Raw genomic sequence first — 24,455 nt, 5'->3', positions numbered from 1 at the left:
CGGAGGCGTAGGAGGCGCCGCCGCCGCCGTGGACGTGCAGGTCGACGAAGCCGGGGACGACGGTGTGGCCGGTCAGGTCGAGGTCGCCGGGCTCGTTCCCTCCACTCGCGATGGTCGCGATGCGGGGGCCCTCGACGGCGAGGCGCCCGCTCTCGACGACGCCGCCGGGCAGGACGAGCCGGGCGCCGGACAGCGTGATGCGGTCGGTGGCGATCGCGGCCTCCTCGGGGACTGCTCATACATGAGCGAATATGGCTGATTATAAGCATGATTGAGCATGACGCATCAGTCATGGTGCACGAATGAACGACTCGGAGTCGTCTCCCGCCGGTCCCGCTGCCCGGGACCCAGCCCGGGACCCAGCCCCGGACCCGGACGCCGGTCGGAGTCCACCGCCGAGGAGGGGCTGCGCGCGGCCGCTGCCGGGCTGCTGGCGGAGCCGGACGCGGTCCTCGCCGCCCTGCGCCTCGGACCTGCGCCTCGCACCCGCGCCTCGCACCCGCGCGCGGCCCGGTCCTACCCTGGACGGCATGGGTGCGCTCGCGACGACTCCCGGCGGCACGGCGGCCGATGCGGCCGGCCTGGCGGTGCTGGTGCGGCTGCTGGCCGGGCGGGGGGCGGTGGTGCTCAGCGGGGCCGGGTTGTCGACGGAGTCCGGCATCCCGGACTACCGGGGCGAGACGGGCAGTCGGCGGCGCGGGGTGCCGATGACCTTCCAGGAGTTCACCGGGAGCGCGGCGGCCCGGCAGCGGTACTGGGCGCGCAGCCACGTCGGGTGGCTGGCGATCGCGGGGGCCGAGCCCAATGCCGGGCACCGGGCGGTGGAGCGGCTGCGGCGCTCGGGGCACGTGTCGGCGGTGATCACCCAGAACGTGGACGGCCTGCACCGCGCGGCCGGCACCCGGACGGCGGTGGAACTGCACGGCGGGCTGCACCGGGTGGTGTGCCTGGGGTGCCGCCGGACCGGCTCGCGGACGGAGCTGGACCGGCGGCTGGAGGAGCTGAACGCCGGTTTCCGGGACGGCGCGGCACGGGTCAACCCGGACGGCGACGCCGAGTTGGCGCCGGAGCTGGTGGCGGGTTTCCGGGTGGCGGCCTGTGCGGTGTGCGGGGGAGTGCTCAAGCCGGACGTGGTCTTCTTCGGCGAGAGCGTGCCGAAGCCCCGGGTCCAGCGCTGCTTCGAACTCGTGGACGCGGCGCAGGCGTTGGTGGTGCTGGGCTCCTCGCTCACGGTGCTGTCGGGGCTGCGGTTCGTCCGCCGGGCGGCCCGCGCGGGCACGCCGGTGGTGATCGTCAACCAGGGCGCGACCCGTGGGGACGAGCTGGCCGTGGCGCGGATCGGCCTGCCGCTGGGTGCGGTGCTGACGGAGGCGGCCCGGCTGGTCAGGGCCGACTGGCGAGGGTGTGCAGGGAGGCCTTGAGGGCGGCGGTGAACCGGTCCCGGGTGGCCTGGTCGACCAGGTCGAGGGAGAGGTAGGGGTTGAGGTCCTCCAGCTCGACCAGGAGGAGTCCGCCCTCGGGGGTGCGGCAGGCGTCCACCCGCTGGATGCCGTGCTCGACGGTGTTCCAGGCGATGAAGCGCTGGGCGAACTCCAGGTCGGCGGCGCTGGGTCGGTACGGTTCGAGGCGCCAGCGCTGCTCGGGGTCGGGGGCGTGCAGGGCGTACTGGAAGGCGTCGTCGACGAAGTAGAACGAGACCTCGTAGGTGAACGGGATCAGCGGCTGGACCAGGACGTCCTCGCCGTACGCGACGGTGTCGAGCTGCTCGCGCGGTACGGTCCGCAGGCCGATGGAGTCGGCGCCGAGCTTCGGCTTGACGACGTACTCGGGCACCACGGGCAGCCGGTGGAGGTCCTCGGCGCGGTCGACGGTGGGGATGACGGGGTAGCCGGCGGCGGTGAGGTCGAGCAGGTACTGCTTGCCGGCCATGTCGGCGCGCCCGGTCAGCTGGGTGTACACCCGCGCTCCGCGCTCCAGCGCCCGGCTGCGGAACTCCTCGTACTCGGCGCGGTAGTTGAGCACCGGGCCGCTGTTGCGGACGAGCACCACGTCGAAGGCGTCCAGCAGCCGGACGGCGTCCAGCGGGTGGCAGAGGGCGACGTCGAAGTCCTCGCGCAGGAGGCTGGAGAGCCGGATGTCCTCGTCGCAGTAGCGCCGGCCCCGCGCCTGGTAGGCGAGGTCGGTGACGAACAGGACGCGGGGGCGGGTGCTGGTCATGACTCTCCTGAAGATCATCTGAGCAGCTCAGCCTACTGTGCGGGGGCACACGGGCGTCCTCAGGGTGGATCCTCAGGGCGTGGGCCGGAGGCCGTGCGGCGCCCGTGCGGCGGCCGGGGGGTGCGGGGGTGGTCCCGGCCGTCCGGCCGCCGCACGGGCGCCTCCGCGACGGGGAGGCGGGGCAGGGCGTAGGGGTGCTGGTCGCGCAGGTAGCCGATGAGGTGCTCGCGCAGCCGGCAGCGGAGTTCGAAGGCGTCGCTGCCGTCGGCCGCCGTCGCCAGCACCCGGACCACGATGGTGGTGGGGGTGGTGTCGACCACCTGGAGCGCGCTGCCCTGGCCGTCCCACAGGTCGCTCTTGGCCAGGTAGTCCTCGAACTCCCCGCGCAGCAGCCCGATCGGCGCGTGGTGGTCGAGGTGGAGCAGCGCGGTGCCGGTTATCCGGCTGGAGCGGCGGGACCAGTTCTCGAACGGGCGCCCGACGAAGTAGGACATCGGCATCATCAGCCGCCGCTGGTCCCAGGTCTCGATCACCACGGTGGTCAGGGTGATCTCCTCGACCGTCCCCCATTCGCCGGCCACCACCACGACGTCGCCGATCCGGGCGAGGTCCCCGAAGGCCAGCTGCACCCCGGCGAACAGGTTGGCGAGGGTGCTCTGCGCCGCCACGCCCGCCACCACGCCGACCAGTCCGGCGGAGGCCAGCAGGCTGGTGCCGACCCCGCGCACCGCGGGGAAGGTCATCAACACGGCGCCCAGCGTCACCACGGCCACCACTGCCTGGCAGATCCGCCCGAGCAGACTGGCCTGGGTACGGGCCCGGCCCGCCCAGGCCGGCTCGCGACGGTACACGGCCAGCCGGGCGGCACCGTCCACCAGGATCGCCACCAGCCGGCCGCACAGCCAGCCGCCGGCGGTGATCGCCAGGATCACCGCCAGGTGCCGCAGCCCGTCGCGGACGGCGGGCGGGGCGGCTATCCACGGCTGGGCGGCGGAGAGCAGCAGGCAGGCGGTCAGCGCCAGCACCGGGTGGCGACAGCGGCGCAGCACGTCCGGGACGTCGCCGGCGCCGCCCCACGGGACGGACAGCCGTCGGGCCACCAGCTGGACGGCCCGGTCGAGGCCGAAGGTGAGGAGGGCGGCCGCGACGCCGACGACGGCGAGGCGGAGCAGGCTCCACCACATGTCCTGCCGTCTCCTTTCCGCTTTCCGTTACGGGGGTCGGGGGGTCGGGGCCGGGGGGGTGAGGCGTCGAGGTGCTAGTCGGGCGGCTCGACCGGGTGGGGCCGACCCGGGTGCGGGGTGGCCGGCTCGGGGACCGGTCCGGGGGCGGGCCGCGGGGCCGGCGGGGGCACCGGCGAGCCGGGCGGTGGCGGCGGATCGGGCACCAGGGGCGGGCCGGACGGCTGGGCCGGGCGCGGCGGCGCCGGGGGTTCCGGGGCCGGAGGTGGCAGGCCGGGCTGGGCGGGGGCGGTGGTCATCGGGGAGCACTCCTCTCGGTGCGGTGCGGTTTCGCGCGTGGTGCGGTGTGGTGCGTGGTGCGGTGTGGCGCGTGGTGCGGTTTCGCGTGCTGGCGGGACGCGGTGCGCGGTCACGCGGCCAGCAGTTCCTTCAGGCCGCGGTCCCAGTCGATCCGGTCGTGCTCCTGCCCCGGCGGGACGAGCCGCGTGGTGGCGGCCAGGAAGTCGGCGACCTCCTCGGTGGAGGCGGCGAGCAGGGCCACGCCCTCCTCGCCGGCGAGGGCTATCAGCACGTTGGTGTCGTCGAACGGCGTGACGTGGACGTCCCCCTCGCCGGCGGGCCCGTGCAGGCCGGCGAGCAGCAGGTCGCGGGAGAGCGACCACACCGCGTTCGGCTGGTAGGAGGTGAAGTCCAGCTCCGCCGCGTGGGGTTCGTCGGCGCGGTAGGACCAGTGGACGTCCAGGTCCCGGCTGCGTTCGTCGCCGGTCATCAGTCGCATGGTGATCCGGGTGGTGAGACGTTCCATGGAAGGGTTCCCCTTTCCCGGGTTCCTTCGGGCGGGGGCGGCCGCGGGTCGTCCCGGCCCGTCCGTCTGTGCTGCCTGTCGCTCTGTGGTGCTTGTCGCTCTGTGCTGCCTGTCGGTCTGTCGGGTCCGGTCTCCCGGCGCGTCCTCCGGCTGCCCGGTCAGAGGATCCGGCCGCCGTAGAACGGGTCGTAGTAGGGCCCGAAGCGTCCGCGGGTGTCGGCCTCCTGGTCGGGCCCGCCGTCGTCGAGGTCGGGGCTGTGCTTGATCTCGTCCCTGGTCCGGTCCACGTAGACCTTGCGTTCGGCGATCTCGATGCGGGTCACGGTGCCGGCCGGGAGCAGGACCCGGCGGCCGAAGATCCAGGGCCCGGTGTCGACGACCAGGTACTGCTCGTCGACCTCCTCGGACAGCTTGTCGACCTTGCCGATCGCGCCGTCGGTGGCCTCGACGTGGAAGCCGACGAGGTCGGTGCCGGCGGTGTGCCCGGCGGTGGTGCGGAACTCCCAGATGTTGTGGCGCTCGGTCATGACTGCCTCCGTTCGTCTCGTCCGTTCGTCTCGTCTGCTCGTTCGGTTCGTTCGTCTCGTCTCTTCTCTTCTGGTCCGGTAACGGCTCGGCTGCCCCCGATGCCGGGGTTCATGCCCCCGGATCGGCGTCCGCTCCGCCGTTCCGCTCGACGTGGTGCTTGAAGTCGTTGAGGTCGTCGATGACCCGGCGGTCCACGAAGCCGAGCGCCTCGGCGAGGTGCGCCCAGAGCCCGTGGGGTTCGACCTCCAGTTGGAGCATCACCCGGGTGGTGCCGTCGTCGACGTGGTGGAAGGTCACCACGCCGCTGTGCCGAACCGGGCCGCCCGCGCCGTCCCAGGCGACCCGCTCCTCCTCCACCACCTCCGTGGTCACGGCCCGGAACTCCCGTCGGCCGCCCGCGGTTTCGACCACCCAGCTGCTGTGGCCGCCGCCGGAGACGTCCACGCTGACCACGCCGCGCATGAACTGCGGGAAGTCCTCGCAGTGCACCCAGTGCCGGTAGACCTCGCCGAGCGGCGCGGCTATCTCGACCGATTCCTCGATCCGTCCCATCGTCCGGTTCTCCTTCTCCTCCTCGGCTCCGTCGTCCTGTTACCGGCTTCGGGTGCCCCGATCCCGGCCCGGCATGCACGGCGTGCACGACGTACGGCGGACGCGAGGCGGCAGGCGGCACCACGCTGCCGTCGGGGTCGTTCGTTCACGTAACCCTCACAAGGAGAACCGGCATGGAACCGGCCACGGCGGGTACCCGGGGACGGACCGTACGCCGAGGGGAAAGGACCGACATGGCCACGACCAGTGACGAACTCCTCCACCGCGTGACAGCCCCGGCTCCGGACGAGGCCTCGACGGTCGACGCGTCCGGCGCCCACCGGGCCGCCGTCCAGGGACAGCGGGAACAGCAGGAACACCAGGGACAGCAGGAACACCACGGGCTCCCGGGGCTCCCGGGGCACCCCGAGCTGCCGGAACTCGTCGGCATCGAGGACCCGCGGCAGGTCGCGCCCGGTGACGCGCGCGAGCTGACCCGGGTGCTGCTGGCCCGGCTCGCGACCCTGGAGGAGGGCACCCGCGCGTACTCGTACGTGCGGGCCACGCTGATCGAACTCAACCTGTCGCTGGTGCGGTTCGCGATCCGCCGGGTCGGCAACCGCCGGGAGCCCGAGGAGGACCTGATGCAGGTCGGCTCGGTCGGCCTGATCAAGGCGATCGACCGCTTCGACCCCGACCACGGCGCGGAGTTCGTCACCTTCGCGCTGCCGACGATCCTGGGCGAGATCCGCCGGCACTTCCGCGACTCCACCTGGGCGGTGCACGTGCCGCGCCGCCTCCAGGAGCTGCGGATCACCCTCGCCAAGGCCCGCGACGTGCTCTTCCAGCGTCTGGGCCGCTCGCCCACCGTGCCGGAGCTGGCCGCACACCTCGACCTGACGGAGGAGGAGGTGGTCGAGGGGCTCGCGGCCGCCAACGGCCACATCGCCGGCTCCCTGGACGCCCCGACGACCGACGGCGAGGAGGATCCGGGCCCGCTCGCCCAGCGGCTCGGTGCGGAGGATCCGCGGTTCGACACCCTGGAGAACCTGATCGTCCTCAAGCCGCTGGTCGCCGCCCTGCCGGAACGCGACCGGCTGATCCTGTCCCTGCGCTTCGGCGAGGAACTCACCCAGTCCCAGATCGGCGCCCGTCTCGGCCTGTCCCAGATGCACGTCTCCCGTCTGCTCAGCCGCACCCTGAAGAGCCTGCGCGCGGACCTCACCGCCGGCTGACCCGGCCGCACGGCCACCAGGAGCACCCACGACGCCGCGCACGTCACCCACGACGCCGCGCACGTCACCCGCGGCCCGGGCCGCCGGGCCCACGGCCTGGCCCTGGGCCGGGTGGCGTGCGTAGGCTCGTGGAGCACACCCGTGGAGGGAACACGACGACGATGCCAGCCGAGAAGACGATGCCCGCAGAGAACGAGTCCGTGACCGTGCCGCCGACCACCGCCCCCGCCGACCCCTCCCGGACGGTCACCCCGTCCGGGCCCGACCTGGTCGTGCACACCTGGCACACCGACACCCGGGCCGCCGTCTGCGCGCTGGCGGGTGACCTCGACATCGAGACCCTGGCACCCGCCCGGGCCGCCCTCGACGAACTGGTGGAGCAGCAGCCGCCGTTGCTCGTCGTCGACCTCGCCCGGGTCGACTTCTGCGACTCCTCCGGACTGAACCTGCTGCTGCAGACCCGGATGTCGGCCGCCGAGGCGGAGGTCGTCTTCCGGCTCGCGGCGCCCTCCGGCACCGTCCAGCGGCTGCTGGAACTGACCTGCACCGACGCCGTGTTCGAGCTCCACCCGTCCGCGGAGGCCGCCCTCGCCGCACCCCGGTGACCACCACGGTCGGCCGAGGGCACGCATAATTCGGCAGTGGTCGGGAAACCGAGCAGACGAAGCGGAACAGAGCGCCGTCACCGAGCGCGCCGGAACCGAAGGGGATCCCGCACATGACGACGAGCCGGGCCACCCTGGACGGCGACCGGCCGGGCACCGGCCCCACCCTGCCGCCCGGCGGGCAGCGCCGGCGGCTGCACCTGGCCGGGTTGCCCAAGCCCGTCGCCCGCGCCCGGGCGTACACCGCGCAGGCCGTCGCCGACTGGTCCTGGCCGATGAGCGAGGCCGGCGCCGAGGACGACATCGTGCTGTTGGTCGCCGAACTGGTCGCCAACGCCATGCTGCACGCCGGCGGCCCGGTCGACCTCGTCCTGGACGCCTCCGAGGCCCGGCTGCGGATCGAGGTCAGTGACCGCTCGACCGACCTGCCCGAGCCGCGCCGCCCGCACCTCCCGGGCGTGCCGGGCGGGCACGGGCTGTTCATCGTCCAGAAGGCCGCCACCCGCTGGGGAGCGGTGCCGCACGACGACGGCAAGACGGTCTGGGCCGAGATCGACGCCCGGCCGGCGCGGCCCGGGCCCTAGGGCGTGTCTGACACTTCCCGACGCCGCGCGCTGATCCGACGCGAATGGTCAGACACGCCCTGATCCCGGTGGCGGGCCCGTGACGTCGCGTCGAACCGCGTCGTCCCGGGCAGCCGTTCCGGCGCCGCGCACGCCGCCTCGGCGGGCTGAGCGCCGTCCACCGGAAATGGATTGTCACGTTCCGGTGAACGCCATGGAAATAAGAGCGAGATACCGGGTCAGGAACCCAATGCGTTCTCGGCCACCATCCGCCACACTTCCGCCGCCAGATCCGGCGCGTTTTCCGCCTGGACCCGTTCCGCGAACTGCTTGAGGCGGGCCGCGGCGGAGCGGTCGCCGGTCCGGATCGCCAGGATCTCCGACAGGACCTCGAATCGGATCTGGTCCCGGTGGGAGAGCAGTTGCAGACCGGCCCGAACCTGCTGGATCAGTTCTCCGGCGGAGTCGAGGTCGCCCCGCTGGAAGGCGAGCTTGAGCTTGAGGAAGAGCGGGTGTGCGGGATGCCGTGCACGTCGACGATGCGCCACAGCCGCTCGCCGTAGTTGCCGTTGTCGAGGATCAGGATGCGGCCGTCGGCCGGGACGATCGAGGGACGACCCCGGGCCGGAGGCGGACGAGGAGTACCTGCGGATGCTGTTCGCCGAGTCCGTGTAGGACTCTCGGCTCAGCCCCCGGGCGTCAGCTCCACCCGCCCGGGGACGGCGTGCTCGCCGAGGGGGCGCCAGTGGCGCCACTGCTCCCACCAGGCGTCCCCTCCCTCGATCAGCCCGACCACCTCGTCGGCGGCCGCGCGGACGGCCCGGGCCTGCTCCGGGGTGAAGCCGCCGGAGCGCACCCGCTCCTCGAAGTGGTCGACGTCCTTCCAGCGGTAGGCGGAGCCGTCGGCCGGGATCACCAGGTCGAGTTCCTGGTCGAGGGTGTCGAAGCCGCGCCCGGTGCGCCGCAGCGGCTCCTGGAAGTTGACGTACCAGTCGACGAGTTCGCCGCCCTGGTACCGGGCCCACACCGCGTAGCCGTCGCCGGGGCGCTGGAGCTGGAGGACGTCCTCGGACTGCCAGCTGTGGTCGAAGTGGACCCACGGGTGGAGGCCCCAGGAGAAGTCGCCGCCGCCGAAGGTCAGCGGCGTGCCCCGGACCAGGTGGACGGCGAGCTGCCCGCCGTCGTCGGCGACCACCCGGACCGGGTAGACCAGCCACTCGCGGCCGTCCAGGATCTCCCGGCGGACGATCACCTCACCGCTGCGGAAACGTGACGGCACCGGTCAGACCACCACCCGGTAGTGGGTGGTCAGGCGGTGCTCGTCGTCCAGGACGTGGAAGGCCAGGCCGGGCGGCTGCTCGCGGTCCGCGGGCGCGTCGCCCTCCCAGGGAAGCCGCAGCGTCCAGGTGACGGCCGGGGCGACGACGACCGGGCGCCCGGCGAAGGTGGCGGAGACCGCGGCGTGGGCGTGGCCGGTCAGGACGGCGGCGACCCGGGGGTGGGCTCGCATCAGCTCGGCCAGCCGCTCGGGCTGCTGGAGCATGCAGGAGTCCGGCAGCGGGTGGTGGACCGGGACCGGGGGCTGGTGGAAGGCGAGCAGCGCGGGGGTGCCCGGCGGCAGGGTGCGGAGGGTGGCGTCCATCCAGTCGAGGGTCTCCTCGTCGAGCAGGCCCGGGTCCTGGCCGGGGATCGTGGAGTCGCACATCAGCACGGCCGTGCCGCCGACGAGGTGGAGCCGGTTGACCGGGCCGTCCTCGGCGGCCTCGCCGAGCAGGGCCTTGCGGTAGGCGGAGCGCACGTCGTGGTTGCCGGGGCAGAGCAGCACCGGGACGGGCGCGGCCAGGATCCGGGCGGCCTCCTCGTACTCGGCCTCGGTGCCGTGGTCGGCGATGTCCCCGGTGACCAGGACGGCGTCGACCTGGCGGGGCAGGGCCCGCAGGTGGTCCATCACCCGGGTGGCGCGCCGGGTCGCCCGTTCCCCGCCGTCCAGGTGCAGGTCGCTGACGTGGGCGAGCAGCAAGGTCATTCCTCTGCCTCTCCTGTGGATCACCGGCTGTGCCGCCAAAGGCTATAGACCTCACGGGTGCGCGGGCGGCCCGGGCCCCGAGGCTAGGCAGCATTGCCAACTGTTGTGAATGCTTGCCAAGCGCTCGGCCGGGCGCTCGTCGCCCCGCTGTCGATCGTCGGGGTCGGGTCCGTCCAGGCCGGCCAGGGGCACCGGGTCGCGGCCCCGCAGGCGACCGTTCCCGCTCCGATGATGGACTGGCCGTAACCGGAGGACTTGCCAAGGTTGACAATCTCCGCCCGGCGCGGCGCCACCCCCTGGGGCGCGGCCCGGACGGCACCGGCCCGTCGGGGCGGGCTTTCGCACCGGCGGCCACCCGACGGGCCTTTCGCGCCGTCGCGGCGGTGCCGTGGAGGGTGCGGCGAATTCGGCTGTCGGGGGGTCGGAATCCCGGTACCATCTGCGGGTTCGAGCTGGGTGGGTGCGGGTGGGACATGGGGGACGGGCCATGGCGGGAACCATCACGTTGTGGGTGTTCGGGCTGCTCTGCTTCGTGGTGGCCTTCGCCAAGGAGGCCGCGAGCGGGGCGGGGATCAGCCTTCCGGGGCCGAAGAGCGGGGGCGCGCGGGTCGGGGTGGTCGCGGTCGGGGTGCTGGCGCTGATCCTCGGGACGGCGATCCGGCCCTCGGGCGGCGAGGCCGAGAACCCGGCGGCGAACCCGGCGGTGGATCCGGTGTCGACCGGTGCGGCGGCCGGGGCGGCCACCGCCGCCGCGACCACGGCGGCGCCGAACCCGCCCGCGCCGTCCTCGACCGGCCCCGCCGTGGCCTGGAGCGGGCAGGTCGCCATCACCATGGAGGGCGGGGCCGACTTCGACCTCACCCCGCCGGGGCGTGCCCCCGGCTTCCCGCACGGCATCTACGCGACCGGGTTCAGCGCGACCGCGGCCGTGCTGCGCGAGGAGATCCAGAGCGACCACGACAGCTTCGGCGTCTGGACCGGACAGGCGCCGCCCTCCGGAGCCGCCTGCGCGGACTGGGCCGCCAGCCACCCGGGCAACTCGGCGCACGTGAGCGTCGGGTCGCTGGTCTGCCTGAAGACCCCTGGTGGCCGTACCGCCCTGATCAAGATCGACTCCGTCGACGCGGCGGACTACCAGGTCGAGGCCACGGTGACCGTCTGGTCCGGCTGAGGGTCCGGCAGCCCGAGGGGGCGGGGAAGCCCGAGGGTCATGAATGGGCAATGTCTGGCGGGCGCGCGGTGTGCTTGACCGGGTGTCAGCGGTGAATTGATCTAGATTGCCCGACCATGAGCGAAAATGTCGGATTCAGTCGTCGGTCGATGCTCAGGGCGATCCCGGCCGCCGTCCTGGTGGCGGCGTCCGACGGGATCCTCTCCCGGTGGTCCGCCGCGGCCGCGCCCGTCGCCTTCCCGCAGCCGGCGGTACGGAGCGCGCGGCGGGTGGCCGGCCGCCCGGGGGCGGTGCTGGAGGAGACGCTCGACGTGCGGTTCACCGAGACCGACGTCCCCGGCCACGGGACGGTCCGCACCCGCACCTACAACGGGACGATCCCCGGCCCGACCCTGCGGGTGGCCGCCGGGGACACCCTGCGGCTGACCCAGGTCAACGGCCTGCCGCCGAACGCACCCCACAGCGGGGACCACAACCGGCCGCACGACTTCAACAGCTTCAACCTGCACACCCACGGCCTGCACGTCGACCCCACCGGGGACGCCGACAACGTGCTCCGGGTCTTCGCGCCGCGCACCGCCGAGGAGGTCGAGGCCGGCGCCCCCGAGCCGCGGTACCTGACGACCATCGACATCCCGGCCGACCACCCGGCCGGCACCTTCTGGTACCATCCGCACCTGCACGGGGCCACCTCCACCCAACTCGTCGGCGGGATGGCCGGGGTGCTGATCGTCCAGGGCGACGTCGACGAAGTGCCCGAGATCGCGGCCGCCGCCGACCTCGTGGTCTGCGTCAACGAACTCCGGCTCAAGGACGGCGAAGTCCCCGCCTTCGACGCCGGCAACGCGCTCGCCGCCGTGCCGCCGGTGCTGACCGTCAACGGCGCGGTCAACCCCACCGTCACCCTGCGGCCGGGCGAGGTGCAGCGCTGGCGGCTGGTCTGCGCCACCGCCTTCACCGCGCTGACGCTGCGGCTCACCGGGGACGGGCCGGAAGACCAGACCCTCCACCAGATCGCCCAGGACGGCGTGACCTTCCCCGCCGTGGTCGCCACCGACACCGTCCGGCTGGCCATGGGCAACCGGGCCGATGTCCTGGTCCGGGGCGGCGACCCCGGCAGCTACCTGCTGCGGACCGACGGGGTGGCCGATCCGCTGCTGACGGTCCAGGTGGCGGGCGAGCCCGTCGACCCGCCGATGGAGCTGCCCACCGACCTGCCGGCCGGCAAACCCTTCCTGGACGAGAGCGACCTCACCGACCCGGACGCGGACCGCGAGGTGGTCTTCCACGTCGACCCCAACGTCTTCACCGGCCCGTTCGCCAACGCCTTCCGGATGCTGGGCAGCCACCCGACCCCCGCGGCCGACCCGGACGGCGACCTCACCCGGGACCGGGCCTACGGCCTGTTCGACCCCGGCTTCGTCAACCACACCCTGGAGCTGGACACGGTCGAGCGCTGGACGCTGCGCACCGACGAGACCAACCGGGTCTTCCACCACCCCTTCCACCTGCACACCAACCACGTCCAGGTGACCCACCGCAACGGCGAGCGGCTGGACCCGCCGGTCTGGCAGGACACCGTGGACCTGGCGGGCGGTCGGCCCGGGGACACCGTCACCTTCCTGGTCCGGTACCAGGACTTCACCGGTCGGGTGGTCGCCCACTGCCACCAGCTCCAGCACGAGGACCTCGGCATGATGCAGGTCGTCGACTACGTCGAGGCGAGACGGCCCGGGCGCTGAGCGCGGGGTGCCCCGCCACCGGTCGGCGGCTGAGCACCCGGCGGGTCAGCGCCCGGAGCGGGCCGGAGCGGAGTGCGCAGGTCCTGAGTGCGCCCGGCCGGCCGGGGCCGGGACGGCGGCCCGGCGGGCGTGCAGGACGGCGCCGCCCAGCGGGAGCGGGGAGTGGCCCCGCAGGTGCAGCCCGGCGTCGGCGAGCAGCCGGGCGTAGTGGTCGGCGCTGCGCTCCCGGCCGCCGGTGTTGCACATCATGTGGACGTCCCAGGCGGTGGCCAGCGAGGCCGAGCCGTCGTCGGGCAGCAGCCGTTCGACGATCAGCAGGTCGGCATGGACGGGCATGGCGCGGGCGCAGTGGCGCAGGATCCCGGCGCAGCGCTCGTCGTCCCAATCGTGCAGCACCCGGGACAGCACGTAGACGTCCGCGTCCGCGGGGACGTCCGCGAAGTCGCCCGTCACGTAGTCGCAGCGCTCGCCGAGGCCGGCGGCGTCGAGTCGGCGGCGGGCCGCCGCCACGGCGTGCGGGCGTTCCAGCAGGGTCCCGCGCAGCGCCGGGTGGGCGGACAGCAGGCGGCCGAGCAGTTCGCCGTTGCCGCCCGCGATGTCCACGAGGGTGCCGGCGCCGGCGGCGGCCGCCGTGACGACCGGGTGGGCCGGGAGCGGGTCGAACATCCGCGCCCCGGCGGCCATGGACTGGTCGAAGAGCTCGGCGAGTTCGGGGTCGCGGGCGAAGTGGTCGAAGTGGTTCTCGCCGAAGAGGTGGTCGAAGGCGGCCCGGCCGGTGCGCACGGTGTGCTCCAGCTCGCCGAAGGAACGGTAGAACGGCCCGCCGTACATCAGCGCCAGCGGCCGCATCGAGCCGGGGGCGTCGGCGCGCAGCAGGGCACCCGTGCCGGTGAGCCGGTAGCCGTCCTGGTCCTCGGTGACGACGCCCAGCATGGTGAGGTAGCGCAGCAGGGTCGTCAGGCTCTGCGGGTGGGCGTCGAGCGCGGTGGCGAGGTCGGCCGCGGTGGCGCCGGTCCGGCTGCCCAGGGCGTCGGGCAGCCCCATCCGGGCGCTGACCGCCAGGGCCTGGGTGGTCCAGGCGCCGGTCAGCTGCCGCAGCAGGGTCTCGGCGGAGTGCTGGGCCGGGTCCTGGCCCAGGTGGTCGGCGAGCACCGCGCGGTGGTCGCCGTGGGCGTGCAGTTCCACCCGGCGGTAGCCGGTGCGGGTACCGGCGGGGGCGGTGAAGTAGAGGACGGTGGAGTCCTCGTGGGGGTTGTGGCCGCCGCCGTCGGGGGTGGCGCCGTGCCGGGCGAACAGCGCGCACAGGCCGCGCAGCGCCAGCGGGTCCGGGTCGGCGACCTCGAAGGCGAGGTGTGCCTCGTGGTCGTGGGCGCGTTCGTGGTCGGCGAGGTCGGCGAGGTCCGAGCCGGGCGGCACGGCGAGGGCGAACACCTCGACGGTCCGCTCGCCGTCGGGGCCGGGCACCGGCGGGCGCAGGATGCTGACGTCGAGGTCGGCCTCGGCCCGGCCGTGGCGGCGGGCCAGTCGGCCGCGGACCACCACGCTGGGCTGCGGGGGTGCGTCGAAGTCCAGTCCGCAGGCGGCCAGTTGGGCGCGCAGAGTGGCGGCGTCCGGGGGCAGGACGAGCAGTGCGGCGTGGGAGAAGCGGCAGCGCTCGGTCAGGGCCCGGCGTTCCGGGCCGTCCAGGCCGGGCAGCAGCAGCGGGAGCAGGCCGGCGGTGTCGTGCTCCCTGACGAAGTCGGCCGTGGCGCGCAGGCGGTCGGTGTCGTCCGGGGGTGTCGCGGTCATGGGGCGGGAGTCCTCGTTCCGGTGGGCGGGACGGTCGGGTGACGGTCAGATGCCGACGTAGTTCTCGGCGAACCAGTCCTGGTGGGTGCGCGAGGTGCGCAGGGATTCGACGCGTGAGCGCCGCATGGATTCGTGGAAGAACGATTCCTCGCCCGGTCCGGTGGGCGAGTGCAGGAGCTGGATCATCCAGTGGGCGAAGTCCTGGGCCCGCCATATGTGGGCGAGGCAGCGCGCGGAGTAGCCGTCGAGCGCCCGGGAGTCGCCGTGGGCGAGGTCGTCGATCAGGGCCTCGGCGAGGAGCTCGGCCTCCAGGACGGCGAGGTTGGCGCCCTTGGCGGCGGCGGGCGCGGGCAGGCTCGCGGCGTCCCCGGCGAGCAGCAGTGAGCCGTGCCGCAGCGGCTCGATCACGTCGGACTCCAGGTCGATGACGGAGCGTTGGGCGATCCGGCCGTGGTGCAGCGGTCCGTGTTCGGCGCTGCGCAGCCGCAGGTCGAGCTCGGCCCGGATCCGCTCCTCCGACCAGGCGTCGGCGGGGGCGCCGCGCTCGTACTGGAGGTAGTAGCGGGTGATGTCGGCGGTGCGGGCCATGTGGCCGGCGAAGCCGGCGGGGTGCATCGCGTAGCCGGCGGCGTCCATGCTCGGGGGCGCCTCGGCGAGCAGGCCGAGCCAGGTGACGCCGTGGTCGCGGTGGTAGCGGCGGGTGCCGGCGGGCAGGGAGCGGCGGGCGGCGCCGTGGCGGCCGTCGCAGCCGGCCACGTACCGGGCCGACCACCGGCCGGGGCGGCCCTCGGCGTCGCGGACGGTCACGGTGGGGCGGGGGCCGGCGGCCTCCTGGACGGCCTCGGCCTCGGTCTCGAAGGCGATCCGCCCGCCGGCCTCTAGGTAGTGGGTCAACAGGTCGGTGACCAGGTCCTGTTGGGGATAGACGGTGTGCAGCTCGCGGCGGCCGAGGGCGCCGTAGTCGAGCCGGAAGCTGCCGTCCTCGGTGCGGAACTCGCAGGTGCCGTGCGGCCGGCCGTGCCGGTGCAGGCCCTCGGCGAGGCCGTGGCGGTCCAGCACCCGGACGGTGTTGGCGGCGAGGAAGCCGGCCCGGGCCCTGGTCTGGACGTGGGCGCGGTCGGCGCGTTCGAGGACGACGCAGTCGATCCCGGCGGCGTGCAGGAGGTTGGCGAGGGTGAGTCCGGCCGGTCCGGCGCCGAGGACGACGACGTCGGCGGTTTCCTGGACTGTTCGGCTTGTCTGACGTTCGATCACAGAACGGTGAGCTTAGCCATCGCCGGATACATCGACGGGCCGGAATAGCTCGGATCGGTGAATAGCGTGATGATCTTCGGCCTCGCCGGGTGCCGCCGGTCGTGGGCGGGTCCAGCCGCAGGTGGGGGTGGCGGACGCCCGGCCGTGGCGGGGGAGCGGGCTGTCGGCCGGCGGATGGGTTGCTCGAAGATGATCGAGGTTGCGCACTGTTGCGCACTGAGCGAGTGCTGGACTATAAATCGAGCATCTTCACGCACATTCGTGCAGCCCCGCGCAGGAGGACCAGATGGCCCACGTCGACGAAGAGATCGCCAGCCAGCCCGAGTGCTGGCAGCGCGCCCTGGAACTGGCCCCGCGCCACCTGCCCGAGCCCGGCGAGCGGGTGGCCGTCCTCGGCTGCGGCACCTCGCTCTACATCGCCCAGGCCTACGCGGCGCTCCGCGAGACCCTCGGACTCGGCGAGACCGACGCCTTCGCGGCCTCCGAGTTCCCGGCCGGGCGCCACTACGACCGGGTGGTCGCGCTCTCCCGCTCCGGCACCACCACCGAGGTGCTCGACGCCCTCGCCGCGCTGGGCACGACCGAGACGGTGGCGATCACCGCCGACCCGGGCACCCCGATCGGCGCCGCCGCCCGCCACCTGGTGGCACTGGAGTTCGCCGACGAGCGGTCCGTCGTCCAGACCAGGTTCGCCACCACCGCCCTCGCGCTGCTGCGCGCCCACCTCGGCGCCGCACCGGCCGACCTGCCCGCCCAGGCCCGTGCGGCGATCGACGCCCCGCTGCCGCCGGGGGCCCTGGCGGCGCGGCAGTTCACCTTCCTCGGGACGGGCTGGAGCCACGGGGTGGCGAACGAGGCCGCGCTCAAGGTTCGGGAGGCCTCCGGCTCCTGGACCGAGTCCTACCCGGCCATGGAGTACCGCCACGGCCCGATCAGCGTCAGCGGCCCCGAGGGCCTGGTGTGGTTCCTCGGCGCCCCGCCCGCCGGGCTGGTCCGGCAGGCCGAGGCGACCGGCGCGGCGGTCAGCGTGCCGCGGCTGGACCCACTGGCCGAGCTGGTCCGGGTCCAGCGGCTGGCGGTCGGCCTCGCCGTCCGGCGCGGCCTCGACCCGGACCGGCCGCGCCACCTCACCCGCTCGATCGTGCTGGACCGGCCGTGAACCGCCGTCCGGCCGTGACCGCCGTCCGGCCCTGAACCGCCCTGGCCCGGACGGCCGCAGGTGACTCACCCCCAGTCAGCACAGCCCCAAGGAGAACCGTGACCCTCGTCGGAACCGGAGAGATCGTCGGGCCCGCGCTGCGCGGCGGCCGCGGCGTCGGAGCGTTCAACGTCATCCAGCTGGAGCACGCCGAGGCGATCGTCGCCGGGGCGGAGGCCGCCGGAGCGCCGGTGGTGCTGCAGCTCAGCCAGAACGCGGTGCGCTACCACGGCGGCCTGGCGCCGATCGGCACCGCGACGCTGGCGGTGGCCCGGGCCGCCGCCGTACCGGTGGCCGTCCACCTGGATCACGCCACCGAGCGCCCGCTGGTGGAGCAGGCGCTCCGGCTGGGCTTCGGCTCGGTGATGTTCGACGCGTCGGTGCTGCCGTACGGGCAGAACGTCCGCGCCACCGCCGCGGTGGCCCGGGTGTGCCACGACGCGGGGGTATGGGTGGAGGCCGAGTTGGGCGAGGTCGGCGGCAAGGACGGCGTGCACGCCCCCGGCGCCCGGACGGATCCGGCGGAGGCCGCCGGCTTCGTGGCGCACACCGGCGTCGACGCGCTGGCGGTGGCCGTCGGCACCTCGCACGCCATGCTGACCCGCACCGCCGCGCTGGACCTCGGTCTGATCGCCGCGCTGCGGGCGGCCGTGCCGGTGCCGCTGGTGCTGCACGGCTCCTCCGGGGTCGCGGACGACGCGCTGGCGGCGGCCGTCGCCCACGGCATGACGAAGATCAACATCGCCACCCACCTCAACAAGGCCTTCACCGAGGCGGTCCGCCGCCGCCTCGCCGCCGACCCCGCGCTGGTCGACACCCGGGCCTATCTGGGCGACGGCCGCGAGGCGGTGGCCCGGGAGGTGGCCCGGCTGCTCGGCGTCCTGACCGAGCCCCGGCCGGCCGACCGGGCCGCCGTGACCCCCGACGACGAGCACTGCGCTGCGCGGCCGTGCTCGTAACCGTCCGAAAGGGCGGGGCTCCGAGCCCGGGTGCGCAGCGGGATCGGCCCTGCCGGGCGGGGGTGCCGGGCAGCGCCCGAGGAAGGGCGCGCTCCCGCCGGCGGCCGACCCGGGCTGAACTACACTCCGTCCATGCTCAAAGCTGATCGCGCCGCCAGGATCGTGTCGCACATCGCCGAGGCGGGGAGCGCGGACGTGCGGACGCTCTCCGAACTGCTCGGGGTGTCGGACGCGACCGTGCGCCGGGACCTCCAGGAACTGCAGGACCAGGGGCTGCTCCAGCGCACCCGCGGCGGCGCGGTGACCGGGGCGGTCAACCTGGAGATCCCGCTGCGGCACCGGGGCGACCAGCAGCAGGAGGAGAAGCGCCGGATCGCCCGGGCCGCCGCCGAACTGGTGCCGGACGGCGCGGTGGTCGGTCTGACCGGCGGCACCACCACCACCGAGCTGGCCAGGGTGCTGGCCGAGCGCGGCAACCTCACCGTGGTCACCAACGCCGTCAACATCGCCGCCGAGCTGATCGTCCGCCCCGAGGTCCGGCTGGTCGTGATCGGCGGCCTGGCCCGCTCGGCCAGCTACGAACTGGTCGGCCCCGCCGCCGAGCGGATGCTCGACCAGTACCACCTGGACCTCGCCTTCATCGGCGTGGACGGCCTGACCGTCCAGCAGGGCTGCACCACCCACGACGAGATGGAGGCCCAGACCGACCGGGCCTTCCTGCGCAGCAGCGCCCACACCGTCGTGCTCGCCGACCGCACCAAGGTCGGCCGGGTCACCTTCGCCTCGATCTGCCCGCTCACCGACGTCCACGACCTGGTGACCGACGCGGGGCTCCCGGACGCCCAGGAGCGGGCGATCGCCGAGGCCGGCGTCCGGGTGCGGCGGGCCTGACCCGCCCGGGGCCGCCCTGACCCACCCGGGGCCGCCGGCCGCCCGGGACCGTCCCGGGACGGCGGTGGGACGCGGCAGGGACGGCGAAGCGTGGTGCACGGGATCGCGGCGCTCCTAGCGTGGCAGCCGTCCGGTCCGCCGAAGCGCGGACCCCTGCCGAGTTCGAGGAGTACCCGTGGCCATCCACGCCCTGGTCAAGCGCGCCGCCGCGGTGGCGGCTGCCGCCGCCGCCCTGCTGACCGTGTCCGGCACCGCCAGCGCCAACACCAACGCCGGGTACGTCGGCCCGGGCCAGGCCAACAACTGGACGGCCGTGCAGTGCGTCCAGCACGACATCAACGTGTTCATCGACGCCCGCGGCGGCTGGTACCCGAAGCTCAAGGAAGACGGCTACTGGGGCCCGAACACCGACAACGCGATCCGCTGGTTCCAGAACTCCCTGATCAGCTACACCAAGAGCGCCGACGGCATCGTCGGCCCGCTCACCGGGGACATGGTGCTCGCCTACGGCGACGACCAGTGGGACGGCAAGTGCCGGGCCGCGCTGCCCACCAGCTCCTGACCGGACGCCCGCCCCGGAACGCCGCACCCCTGCCACCCCTGCCCCCGTGCCGTCAGCAGGCCCGGGGGCAGGGGTCCATCCGCCGCCGTCAGCTCCCCGAAGGACCAGGTAGTCCCGTATGAACGCCCTTGACCCCGCCTCCGCCCCGGTCGGCCCCGGCCGCCGCACCTTCCTGGCCGGCGCCTTCGCCGTCGGCACCGGCGCCCTGCTCGGCTCCGCCCTGACCACCGGGGTGGCGAGTGCCGCCACCGGGCCGGTGATCGCCGACACCGGCGCCTGGGGTGCCCGGCCGGCCAGCAGCCCGCTCAACTTCGTGGCGGGGGCGCCGGACAAGGTGATCGTCCACCACACCGCGACGCCCAACGTGACGGACTACTCCCAGGCCGCCGCCTTCTCGCTGGCCCGCTCGATGCAGACCTACCAGATGGACAGCGAGCACTGGATCGACACCGGTCAGCACTTCACCGTCAGCCGCGGCGCCTACATCATGGAGGGCCGGCACAGCAGCCTGGCCACCCTGCGCAGCGGAACCCAGCACGTCGAGGGCGCCCACTGCACCGCGCAGAACACCGTGGCGATCGGCATCGAGAACGAGGGCACCTACTCCACCGTCGACCCTCGCAGCCAGCAGTACGCCGCGTTGATCGAACTGATCACCTACATCTGCCAGCAGTACGGGCTGCGCGCCTACCAGGTCTACGGCCACCGGGACTTCAACAACACCGAGTGCCCCGGCGACCGCCTCTACGCGCTGATCCCGCAGATCCGCCGGGACGTCGCCGCGCGGATCGGCGGGGACCCGACCGGTCCGGTCTGGCCGGTGCTCAGCAGCGGCGCCTCGGGCGAGAACGTGAAGACGCTGCAGTACCTGCTGGTGCAGCGCGGCCAGTCGCTGACCGTGGACGGCGCCTACGGGCCCGCCACCCAGGCCGCCGTCACGGCCTTCCAGAACACCACCCACGCCTCGGCCGACGGCGTCGCCGGCAACCAGACCTGGAGCCAGGTCGTGGCGCCGCTGGCCCGCGGCGCCTCGGGCAGCGCGGTGCAGGGCGTGCAGAGCCAGCTGGTGGCGCACGGCATCCAGGTCAGCGTGGACGGTGCGTTCGGCCCGGGAACCCAGGCCGGGGTGACGTCCTTCCAGTCCTCGGCCGGGCTGCCGGCCGACGGCGTGGTGGACGCCCGGACCTGGAGCCGGCTGCTCGGCTGACCTCCCCCTCCCCCCCCGGTGACCGGCCCGGTCCGTACGGACAGCGGGGGCCGGTCACCGGCGCTTCCGGCACCCCCGCGGGGCCGTCCCAGCCCCGTCCCAGCCCCGTCCCAGCCCGTCTCAAGCCCGTCTCAAGCCCGTCCCAGGCCGCTCGCACCGCCGTCCCGGGCGTCCCGGGAGTGCCCGGGACGTCCCCGGTGCCGCGGATCGCCTGGCGGGACGGCCGACCGCCCCCCGAGAGTGGGCGGCACCGCCTGATCACCCCGACAGGCACCGGAGGGGATGGGAAGACCGTGAAGAAAACCTCGGCCCTGCGCGCACTCGCCGCGGCCGTACTGGCCTTCGTCGCACTGGCCCTGCTGCCCGCGCAGGCTCAGGCACTCGACACCACCACCTGGGTCCAGCGCAACCTGGTGGGCATCGGCTACCTGGCGAGCAGCGGCGTGGACGGCAACTACGGCCCGCAGACGACCGCCGCCGTCCGCAGCTTCCAGCACGACAACGGCCTCGACGAGGACGGCGTCTACGGCGCCCGCACCGAACTCGCCCTGCACAACAAGGTCGCCGAGGTCCAGCGGGTGGCCGGCTCGGGCGCGGACGGGGCCTACGGCTCCGGCACGACCGGCGCCGTCAGCAACTGGCAGCACGCGCACAACCTGAGCGACGACGGCATCGCCGGCCCGGCCACCATGAACGCGATGGGCGTCGCGCGGACGGTGCAGATCACCGCCCAGTGGAAGTTCCCGAGCCACGGCTGGAGCGTGAGCAGCCAGTTCGGCTGCCTGGACGCGATCTACGTCCACGAGAGCGGCTGGAAGGTGTACGCCACCAACCCGTCGTCCGGGGCGTACGGCATCCCGCAGTCCCTGCCGGGCGACAAGATGGCGACCGCCGGCTCCGACTGGCAGTACAACCCGGCCACCCAGCTCCAGTGGGGCCTGGACTACATCGCGAGCCGCTACGGCGACCCGTGCTCGGCCTGGAGCTTCTGGCAGTCCCACAACTGGTACTGACCGGCCCTCGCCGGCTCCGGCCGGCCCGGTCCTGACGGACCCCCTGCACCGCCCTGTTCGACGTCTTCCCGTGCCGACTCCTCGAAGGAGCACGTTGTGAACAACTCTTCCCTCGACCGCCGCGCCCTCCTGCGCTACGGCACCGGCGCCGTGGCCGCCGCCGGGCTCGCCGCGGTCGCCAACATCGGGTTCGCCCGCCCCGCGGCCGCCTACGGCTGGTCCGGCAACCTCAGCCAGGGTTCCTCCGGTTCGGCCGTGGTCGAGCTGCAGATCCGCGTCGCGGGCTGGGCGGCGGACTCCGCCTCGCAGACCTACGTGTCCGTGGACGGCTCCTTCGGCCCCGGGACCGCGGCCGCGGTGCGCCGGTTCCAGGCCGCGTACGGGCTGAGCGCGGACGGCGTGGCCGGCCCGCAGACCTTCGGCGTGCTCAACGCGCTGGAGAAGTCGGACGGTTCCACCGCCCACTTCAACTGGTCGGAGTTCACCAGCCACGACGGCTCGGGCTTCGGCGGCGGCAACGTCGGTGCCGACGAGGTCAAGGAGAACGTCCGCCGCACCATGTACAAGCTGGAGGCCCTGCGGAAGAAGGCCGGTGACCGCGCGATCACCATCAACTCCGGGTTCCGCAGCACCTCGTACAACGCCTCGGTGGGCGGGGCGAGCAACTCCATGCACACCTACGGCGTGGCGGCCGACACCGCGGTCTCCGGCCTGTCGACGCTCGACGTCTACCGGATCGCCGAGACCTGCGGCTTCTCCGGTCTGGAGACCCACACCGTCTCCTGGCAGCACGTGGACAGCCGGATCGAGCACTCCAACTACGGCTCCGGCTTCTGGTGGTGGCAGGACGGCGTGGCGTAACGGCGAGCGCCCCCACGACAGCGGCACCGCGCCCTCCCCACGGGGCGCGGTGCCGCTGTCCTTGTTCTCGTGCTGCTGTGTTACCGGGTACCGCGGCCGGTCAGACCTCGCGGCGCAGGCCCCGGCGGCCGGTGGCGACCAGCACCCCGCCCGCTCCGAGCGCCAGCGAGACCAGGGCCAACCCCTTCAGCAGGGTTGCCTCCCGGCGGTGCGGGCACTCGGCGTGGGCTTCCTCGGTCGGCCCGCAGTCGGCCGACCGCTCCTCGCCCGGCCCGCCCTCGGGCGAGCGGTTCCGGAGCGGCCCGCCCCGGAGCGGCCCGTTCTCCGTGGGCCCGTCGGCCGGGTCGGTACCGGGCGCCTCGCCTCCGGGCGCGGGGGCGCCCGGAGTGAGGAACGTGACGCGGCGGCTCTCGGCGAGGTGCCAGAGCTCCAGCAGGTGTTCGACATCGCCCCCGCAGACGGACGCGATGCTCTGCACCGCGTCCCGCGGGGGGAACTGCTTCCCGTTCACCCAGCGCTCCCACGAGGACTTCGCGTAGTGGGTGCGCTCGCTGAGCCGGACATAGGTGAGACCGGACAGGTTCTTCAACGACTGCAGCTCGTCGGCGAGCTGATCGGCAGGTGACGGTGTTGTGATCTCGGACGCGTGTTGGCGGCCCATGAGGTTCTCCCCGAACTTCCTCTGAGATGACCGTTGTTGTGCATGGTCCCGTTGTGCCGGGGGGCGCTCGTCTGCTCTGACGGCTGCGAGGTCTTTGCCCGGACCAGACCCGGCGTTGACCTCGGGGCTACCCGGTGTGACCAACTCTGCGCGATCGTGCACCGATCTTCGACCGTCTCCGTTGGTTCTGAGACGATGCGCCGTGTCCCCGGGCCACTGACCTGGGAGTTGAGACGCTGAAGTGGAGACGGGTGAGACGATCGGGTGGGCGCGGTGGGAAACTGATGAGGGCAGGAGCCGGAACGCGACTAAACTGATCATCCCAAAGAAGATCAGTCCATGCCTGCCGTCGACCCGCCAGAGGTGCCCCCCCACGATGAGTCAGTCCTGGAAACCGCTCCCTGACGACCTCTCGGAGCCCGCTCGGCGTCTGGCCGAGGAGCTGCGAGCGGTCAAGGACGCGCACCGGATCTCGCTCGCCGAACTCGGCAAGCGGACCTACCTCAGCAAGGCCTCCTGGGAGCGCTGGCTCAACGGCAAGCGTCTGATCACCTCCCAGGCACTGGACGGCCTGATCGCCGCGGTGGACTGCGACGCCGAACTGCTGACCTCCCTGCTGCGGCAGGCCGAGGCCGCCCGCGACGCGAACGAGCCGACCGGGCCCACGCCGGCCGCCCTACCCGTACCGGCCGCCGGTTCCGCCGCCGTGCCCGCGGCCGCCGCCAGGCCCGTCCCGGTGTCGGTCCCGTTCCCCGTCCCCGTCCCCGTCCCCGTCGCGGTGCCCGCGACCGTGCGCGGCGCCGGGTGGCGCCGCACACCGACCCTCGTCGTCGCCGCCGTCGCCGCGGCCGCGGTGCTCGTGCTGCTCGCGGGCCTCTACCTGCACGGCCGGGGCGGCGACAGCGCCGCCCCGGCGGCGACCGCCGGGCGTCCGGCCGCCACCGCGACCCAGGCCCTGGCGAGCGCGACCGCGCCGGCGCACCCGCTCTGCCAGGGCCTCGGCTGCGCCGGCAAGGACCCGGCGGCCATGGGGTGCGAGGCCGACGACCGCACCCTGCTGACCGGCAACATCGGCAAGGTCGTGCTGTACGTCCACTACAGCCCCCGCTGCCGGGCAGCCTGGGCCGGGATCACGGACGGCGCCCCCGGGGACACCGCCACCATCACCACCGGCACCGGCGGGCAGGAGACCGCCCGGATCCACTGGGGCTTCGACAACTACTCGATGATGGTGGACGCCGGCGCGCCCGACACCACCCTGCGGGTGTGCGGCCATCAGCCGGACGGCGACGGCTGCACCGGACTGGTCACCGACCCGGCCACCCGGGCGGACGTCCTGGTCCCGTCCACCCCGACCCCGGTGAGCGGCGCCCCGGCTCCGGTGGCCGCCACCCCGACCGCGACGCCGGGCTCCTGAGCGGGCTCCGGCGGCCGGGCGGCGGCCGCCGGGGCGCTCC

General features: G+C 73.9%; 25 protein-coding genes and 1 pseudogene. 14 read left to right on the top strand and 12 right to left on the bottom strand.

Features of this window, described 5'->3' with window-relative positions:
* Positions 1-214: pseudogene (locus tag ACFWIS_RS03070) on the bottom strand (N-acetylglucosamine-6-phosphate deacetylase); the annotation flags it as partial.
* Positions 215-530: 316 nt separating this feature from the next.
* Between ACFWIS_RS03070 and ACFWIS_RS03065 the strand changes: the two are divergent.
* Positions 531-1,421: an NAD-dependent protein deacetylase gene (locus tag ACFWIS_RS03065; protein WP_380459826.1), complete on the top strand. Its 891-nt coding sequence runs from the start codon at positions 531-533 to the stop codon at positions 1,419-1,421.
* On the opposite strand, the gene ACFWIS_RS03060 is transcribed toward ACFWIS_RS03065, so the two are convergent.
* The 5 genes from ACFWIS_RS03060 to ACFWIS_RS03040 form a co-directional block, all read right to left on the bottom strand.
* Positions 1,384-2,217 (bottom strand): hypothetical protein, encoded by an 834-nt coding sequence (locus ACFWIS_RS03060; protein WP_380459828.1) that lies wholly within the window; start codon positions 2,215-2,217, stop codon positions 1,384-1,386. The genes ACFWIS_RS03065 and ACFWIS_RS03060 overlap by 38 nt on opposite strands.
* A gap of 59 nt (positions 2,218-2,276) precedes the next feature.
* The gene (locus tag ACFWIS_RS03055) at positions 2,277-3,401 is read right to left on the bottom strand and encodes a mechanosensitive ion channel family protein (protein WP_380459830.1); all 1,125 of its coding nucleotides are present in this window, start codon (positions 3,399-3,401) and stop codon (positions 2,277-2,279) included.
* Between the two features lie 406 nt (positions 3,402-3,807).
* Entirely contained in the window at positions 3,808-4,203 is a 396-nt protein-coding gene (locus ACFWIS_RS03050) for an SsgA family sporulation/cell division regulator (RefSeq protein WP_380459832.1), read from the bottom strand.
* 158 nt (positions 4,204-4,361) lie between these two features.
* Positions 4,362-4,730 (bottom strand): PRC-barrel domain-containing protein, encoded by a 369-nt coding sequence (locus tag ACFWIS_RS03045; RefSeq protein WP_380459834.1) that lies wholly within the window; start codon positions 4,728-4,730, stop codon positions 4,362-4,364.
* Positions 4,731-4,839: 109 nt separating this feature from the next.
* Positions 4,840-5,283: an SRPBCC family protein gene (locus tag ACFWIS_RS03040; protein ID WP_380459836.1), complete on the bottom strand. Its 444-nt coding sequence runs from the start codon at positions 5,281-5,283 to the stop codon at positions 4,840-4,842.
* A 233-nt stretch (positions 5,284-5,516) separates the two neighbouring features.
* Between ACFWIS_RS03040 and ACFWIS_RS03035 the strand changes: the two genes are divergently transcribed.
* From ACFWIS_RS03035 to ACFWIS_RS03025, 3 genes are all read left to right on the top strand, one after another.
* Positions 5,517-6,497, top strand: coding sequence for an RNA polymerase sigma factor SigF (locus tag ACFWIS_RS03035; protein WP_380459838.1), 981 nt, complete (start codon positions 5,517-5,519; stop codon positions 6,495-6,497).
* A gap of 161 nt (positions 6,498-6,658) precedes the next feature.
* Positions 6,659-7,102 (top strand): STAS domain-containing protein, encoded by a 444-nt coding sequence (locus ACFWIS_RS03030; RefSeq protein WP_380459840.1) that lies wholly within the window; start codon positions 6,659-6,661, stop codon positions 7,100-7,102.
* Between the two features lie 113 nt (positions 7,103-7,215).
* A complete protein-coding gene (locus ACFWIS_RS03025; RefSeq protein WP_380459842.1) occupies positions 7,216-7,686 on the top strand; it encodes an ATP-binding protein in 471 nt (156 codons plus the stop codon).
* 218 nt (positions 7,687-7,904) lie between these two features.
* Here ACFWIS_RS03025 and ACFWIS_RS03020 read toward each other — a convergent pair whose 3' ends face one another.
* The 3 genes from ACFWIS_RS03020 to ACFWIS_RS03010 form a co-directional block, all read right to left on the bottom strand.
* A complete protein-coding gene (locus ACFWIS_RS03020) occupies positions 7,905-8,213 on the bottom strand; it encodes a hypothetical protein (protein ID WP_380459844.1) in 309 nt (102 codons plus the stop codon).
* Between the two features lie 137 nt (positions 8,214-8,350).
* Positions 8,351-8,944 (bottom strand): DUF402 domain-containing protein, encoded by a 594-nt coding sequence (locus ACFWIS_RS03015; protein WP_380459846.1) that lies wholly within the window; start codon positions 8,942-8,944, stop codon positions 8,351-8,353.
* Between the two features lie 3 nt (positions 8,945-8,947).
* The gene (locus tag ACFWIS_RS03010) at positions 8,948-9,691 is read right to left on the bottom strand and encodes a metallophosphoesterase (RefSeq protein WP_380459848.1); all 744 of its coding nucleotides are present in this window, start codon (positions 9,689-9,691) and stop codon (positions 8,948-8,950) included.
* 487 nt (positions 9,692-10,178) lie between these two features.
* Here ACFWIS_RS03010 and ACFWIS_RS03005 point away from each other — a divergent pair, with 487 nt between their 5' ends.
* On the top strand, positions 10,179-10,862 hold the full coding sequence (locus tag ACFWIS_RS03005; protein ID WP_380459850.1) for a hypothetical protein: 684 nt from the start codon (positions 10,179-10,181) through the stop codon (positions 10,860-10,862).
* A 116-nt stretch (positions 10,863-10,978) separates the two neighbouring features.
* The gene (locus ACFWIS_RS03000) at positions 10,979-12,604 is read left to right on the top strand and encodes a multicopper oxidase family protein (RefSeq protein WP_380459852.1); all 1,626 of its coding nucleotides are present in this window, start codon (positions 10,979-10,981) and stop codon (positions 12,602-12,604) included.
* A gap of 45 nt (positions 12,605-12,649) precedes the next feature.
* Here the strand turns inward: ACFWIS_RS03000 and ACFWIS_RS02995 are convergent, their stop codons facing one another.
* Entirely contained in the window at positions 12,650-14,392 is a 1,743-nt protein-coding gene (locus ACFWIS_RS02995) for a methyltransferase (protein WP_380459854.1), read from the bottom strand.
* Between the two features lie 45 nt (positions 14,393-14,437).
* Positions 14,438-15,646 carry a 4-hydroxybenzoate 3-monooxygenase gene (locus ACFWIS_RS02990; RefSeq protein WP_380459856.1) on the bottom strand — a complete coding sequence of 403 codons (1,209 nt, stop codon included), beginning with the start codon at positions 15,644-15,646 and terminating at the stop codon, positions 14,438-14,440.
* A 286-nt stretch (positions 15,647-15,932) separates the two neighbouring features.
* On the opposite strand from ACFWIS_RS02990, the gene ACFWIS_RS02985 reads away from it, so the two are divergent.
* From ACFWIS_RS02985 to ACFWIS_RS02955, 7 genes are all read left to right on the top strand, one after another.
* The gene (locus ACFWIS_RS02985) at positions 15,933-16,805 is read left to right on the top strand and encodes an SIS domain-containing protein (RefSeq protein ID WP_380459858.1); all 873 of its coding nucleotides are present in this window, start codon (positions 15,933-15,935) and stop codon (positions 16,803-16,805) included.
* Positions 16,806-16,903: 98 nt separating this feature from the next.
* Positions 16,904-17,803, top strand: a complete 900-nt coding sequence (locus ACFWIS_RS02980) for a ketose-bisphosphate aldolase (protein ID WP_380459860.1) — start codon at positions 16,904-16,906, stop codon at positions 17,801-17,803.
* Between the two features lie 132 nt (positions 17,804-17,935).
* On the top strand, positions 17,936-18,694 hold the full coding sequence (locus tag ACFWIS_RS02975; RefSeq protein ID WP_380459862.1) for a DeoR/GlpR family DNA-binding transcription regulator: 759 nt from the start codon (positions 17,936-17,938) through the stop codon (positions 18,692-18,694).
* A 175-nt stretch (positions 18,695-18,869) separates the two neighbouring features.
* Positions 18,870-19,256 carry a peptidoglycan-binding protein gene (locus tag ACFWIS_RS02970; protein WP_380459864.1) on the top strand — a complete coding sequence of 129 codons (387 nt, stop codon included), beginning with the start codon at positions 18,870-18,872 and terminating at the stop codon, positions 19,254-19,256.
* Positions 19,257-19,374: 118 nt separating this feature from the next.
* The gene (locus tag ACFWIS_RS02965; protein WP_380459866.1) at positions 19,375-20,463 is read left to right on the top strand and encodes an N-acetylmuramoyl-L-alanine amidase; all 1,089 of its coding nucleotides are present in this window, start codon (positions 19,375-19,377) and stop codon (positions 20,461-20,463) included.
* A 293-nt stretch (positions 20,464-20,756) separates the two neighbouring features.
* Entirely contained in the window at positions 20,757-21,476 is a 720-nt protein-coding gene (locus ACFWIS_RS02960; protein WP_380459868.1) for a peptidoglycan-binding protein, read from the top strand.
* A gap of 96 nt (positions 21,477-21,572) precedes the next feature.
* Positions 21,573-22,337, top strand: a complete 765-nt coding sequence (locus ACFWIS_RS02955) for a D-Ala-D-Ala carboxypeptidase family metallohydrolase (protein ID WP_380459870.1) — start codon at positions 21,573-21,575, stop codon at positions 22,335-22,337.
* Positions 22,338-22,437: 100 nt separating this feature from the next.
* Here ACFWIS_RS02955 and ACFWIS_RS02950 read toward each other — a convergent pair whose 3' ends face one another.
* Positions 22,438-22,998 (bottom strand): helix-turn-helix domain-containing protein, encoded by a 561-nt coding sequence (locus tag ACFWIS_RS02950; RefSeq protein WP_380459872.1) that lies wholly within the window; start codon positions 22,996-22,998, stop codon positions 22,438-22,440.
* 376 nt (positions 22,999-23,374) lie between these two features.
* Between ACFWIS_RS02950 and ACFWIS_RS02945 the strand changes: the two genes are divergently transcribed.
* Positions 23,375-24,415, top strand: coding sequence for a DUF2690 domain-containing protein (locus ACFWIS_RS02945; RefSeq protein WP_380459874.1), 1,041 nt, complete (start codon positions 23,375-23,377; stop codon positions 24,413-24,415).
* Positions 24,416-24,455: the final 40 nt, after the last annotated feature.

The organism is Kitasatospora sp. NPDC127060 (assembly GCF_042724935.1).
Classification (GTDB): Bacteria; Actinomycetota; Actinomycetes; order Streptomycetales; family Streptomycetaceae; genus Kitasatospora.
This window is presented reverse-complemented; position numbering and strand designations above follow the sequence as displayed.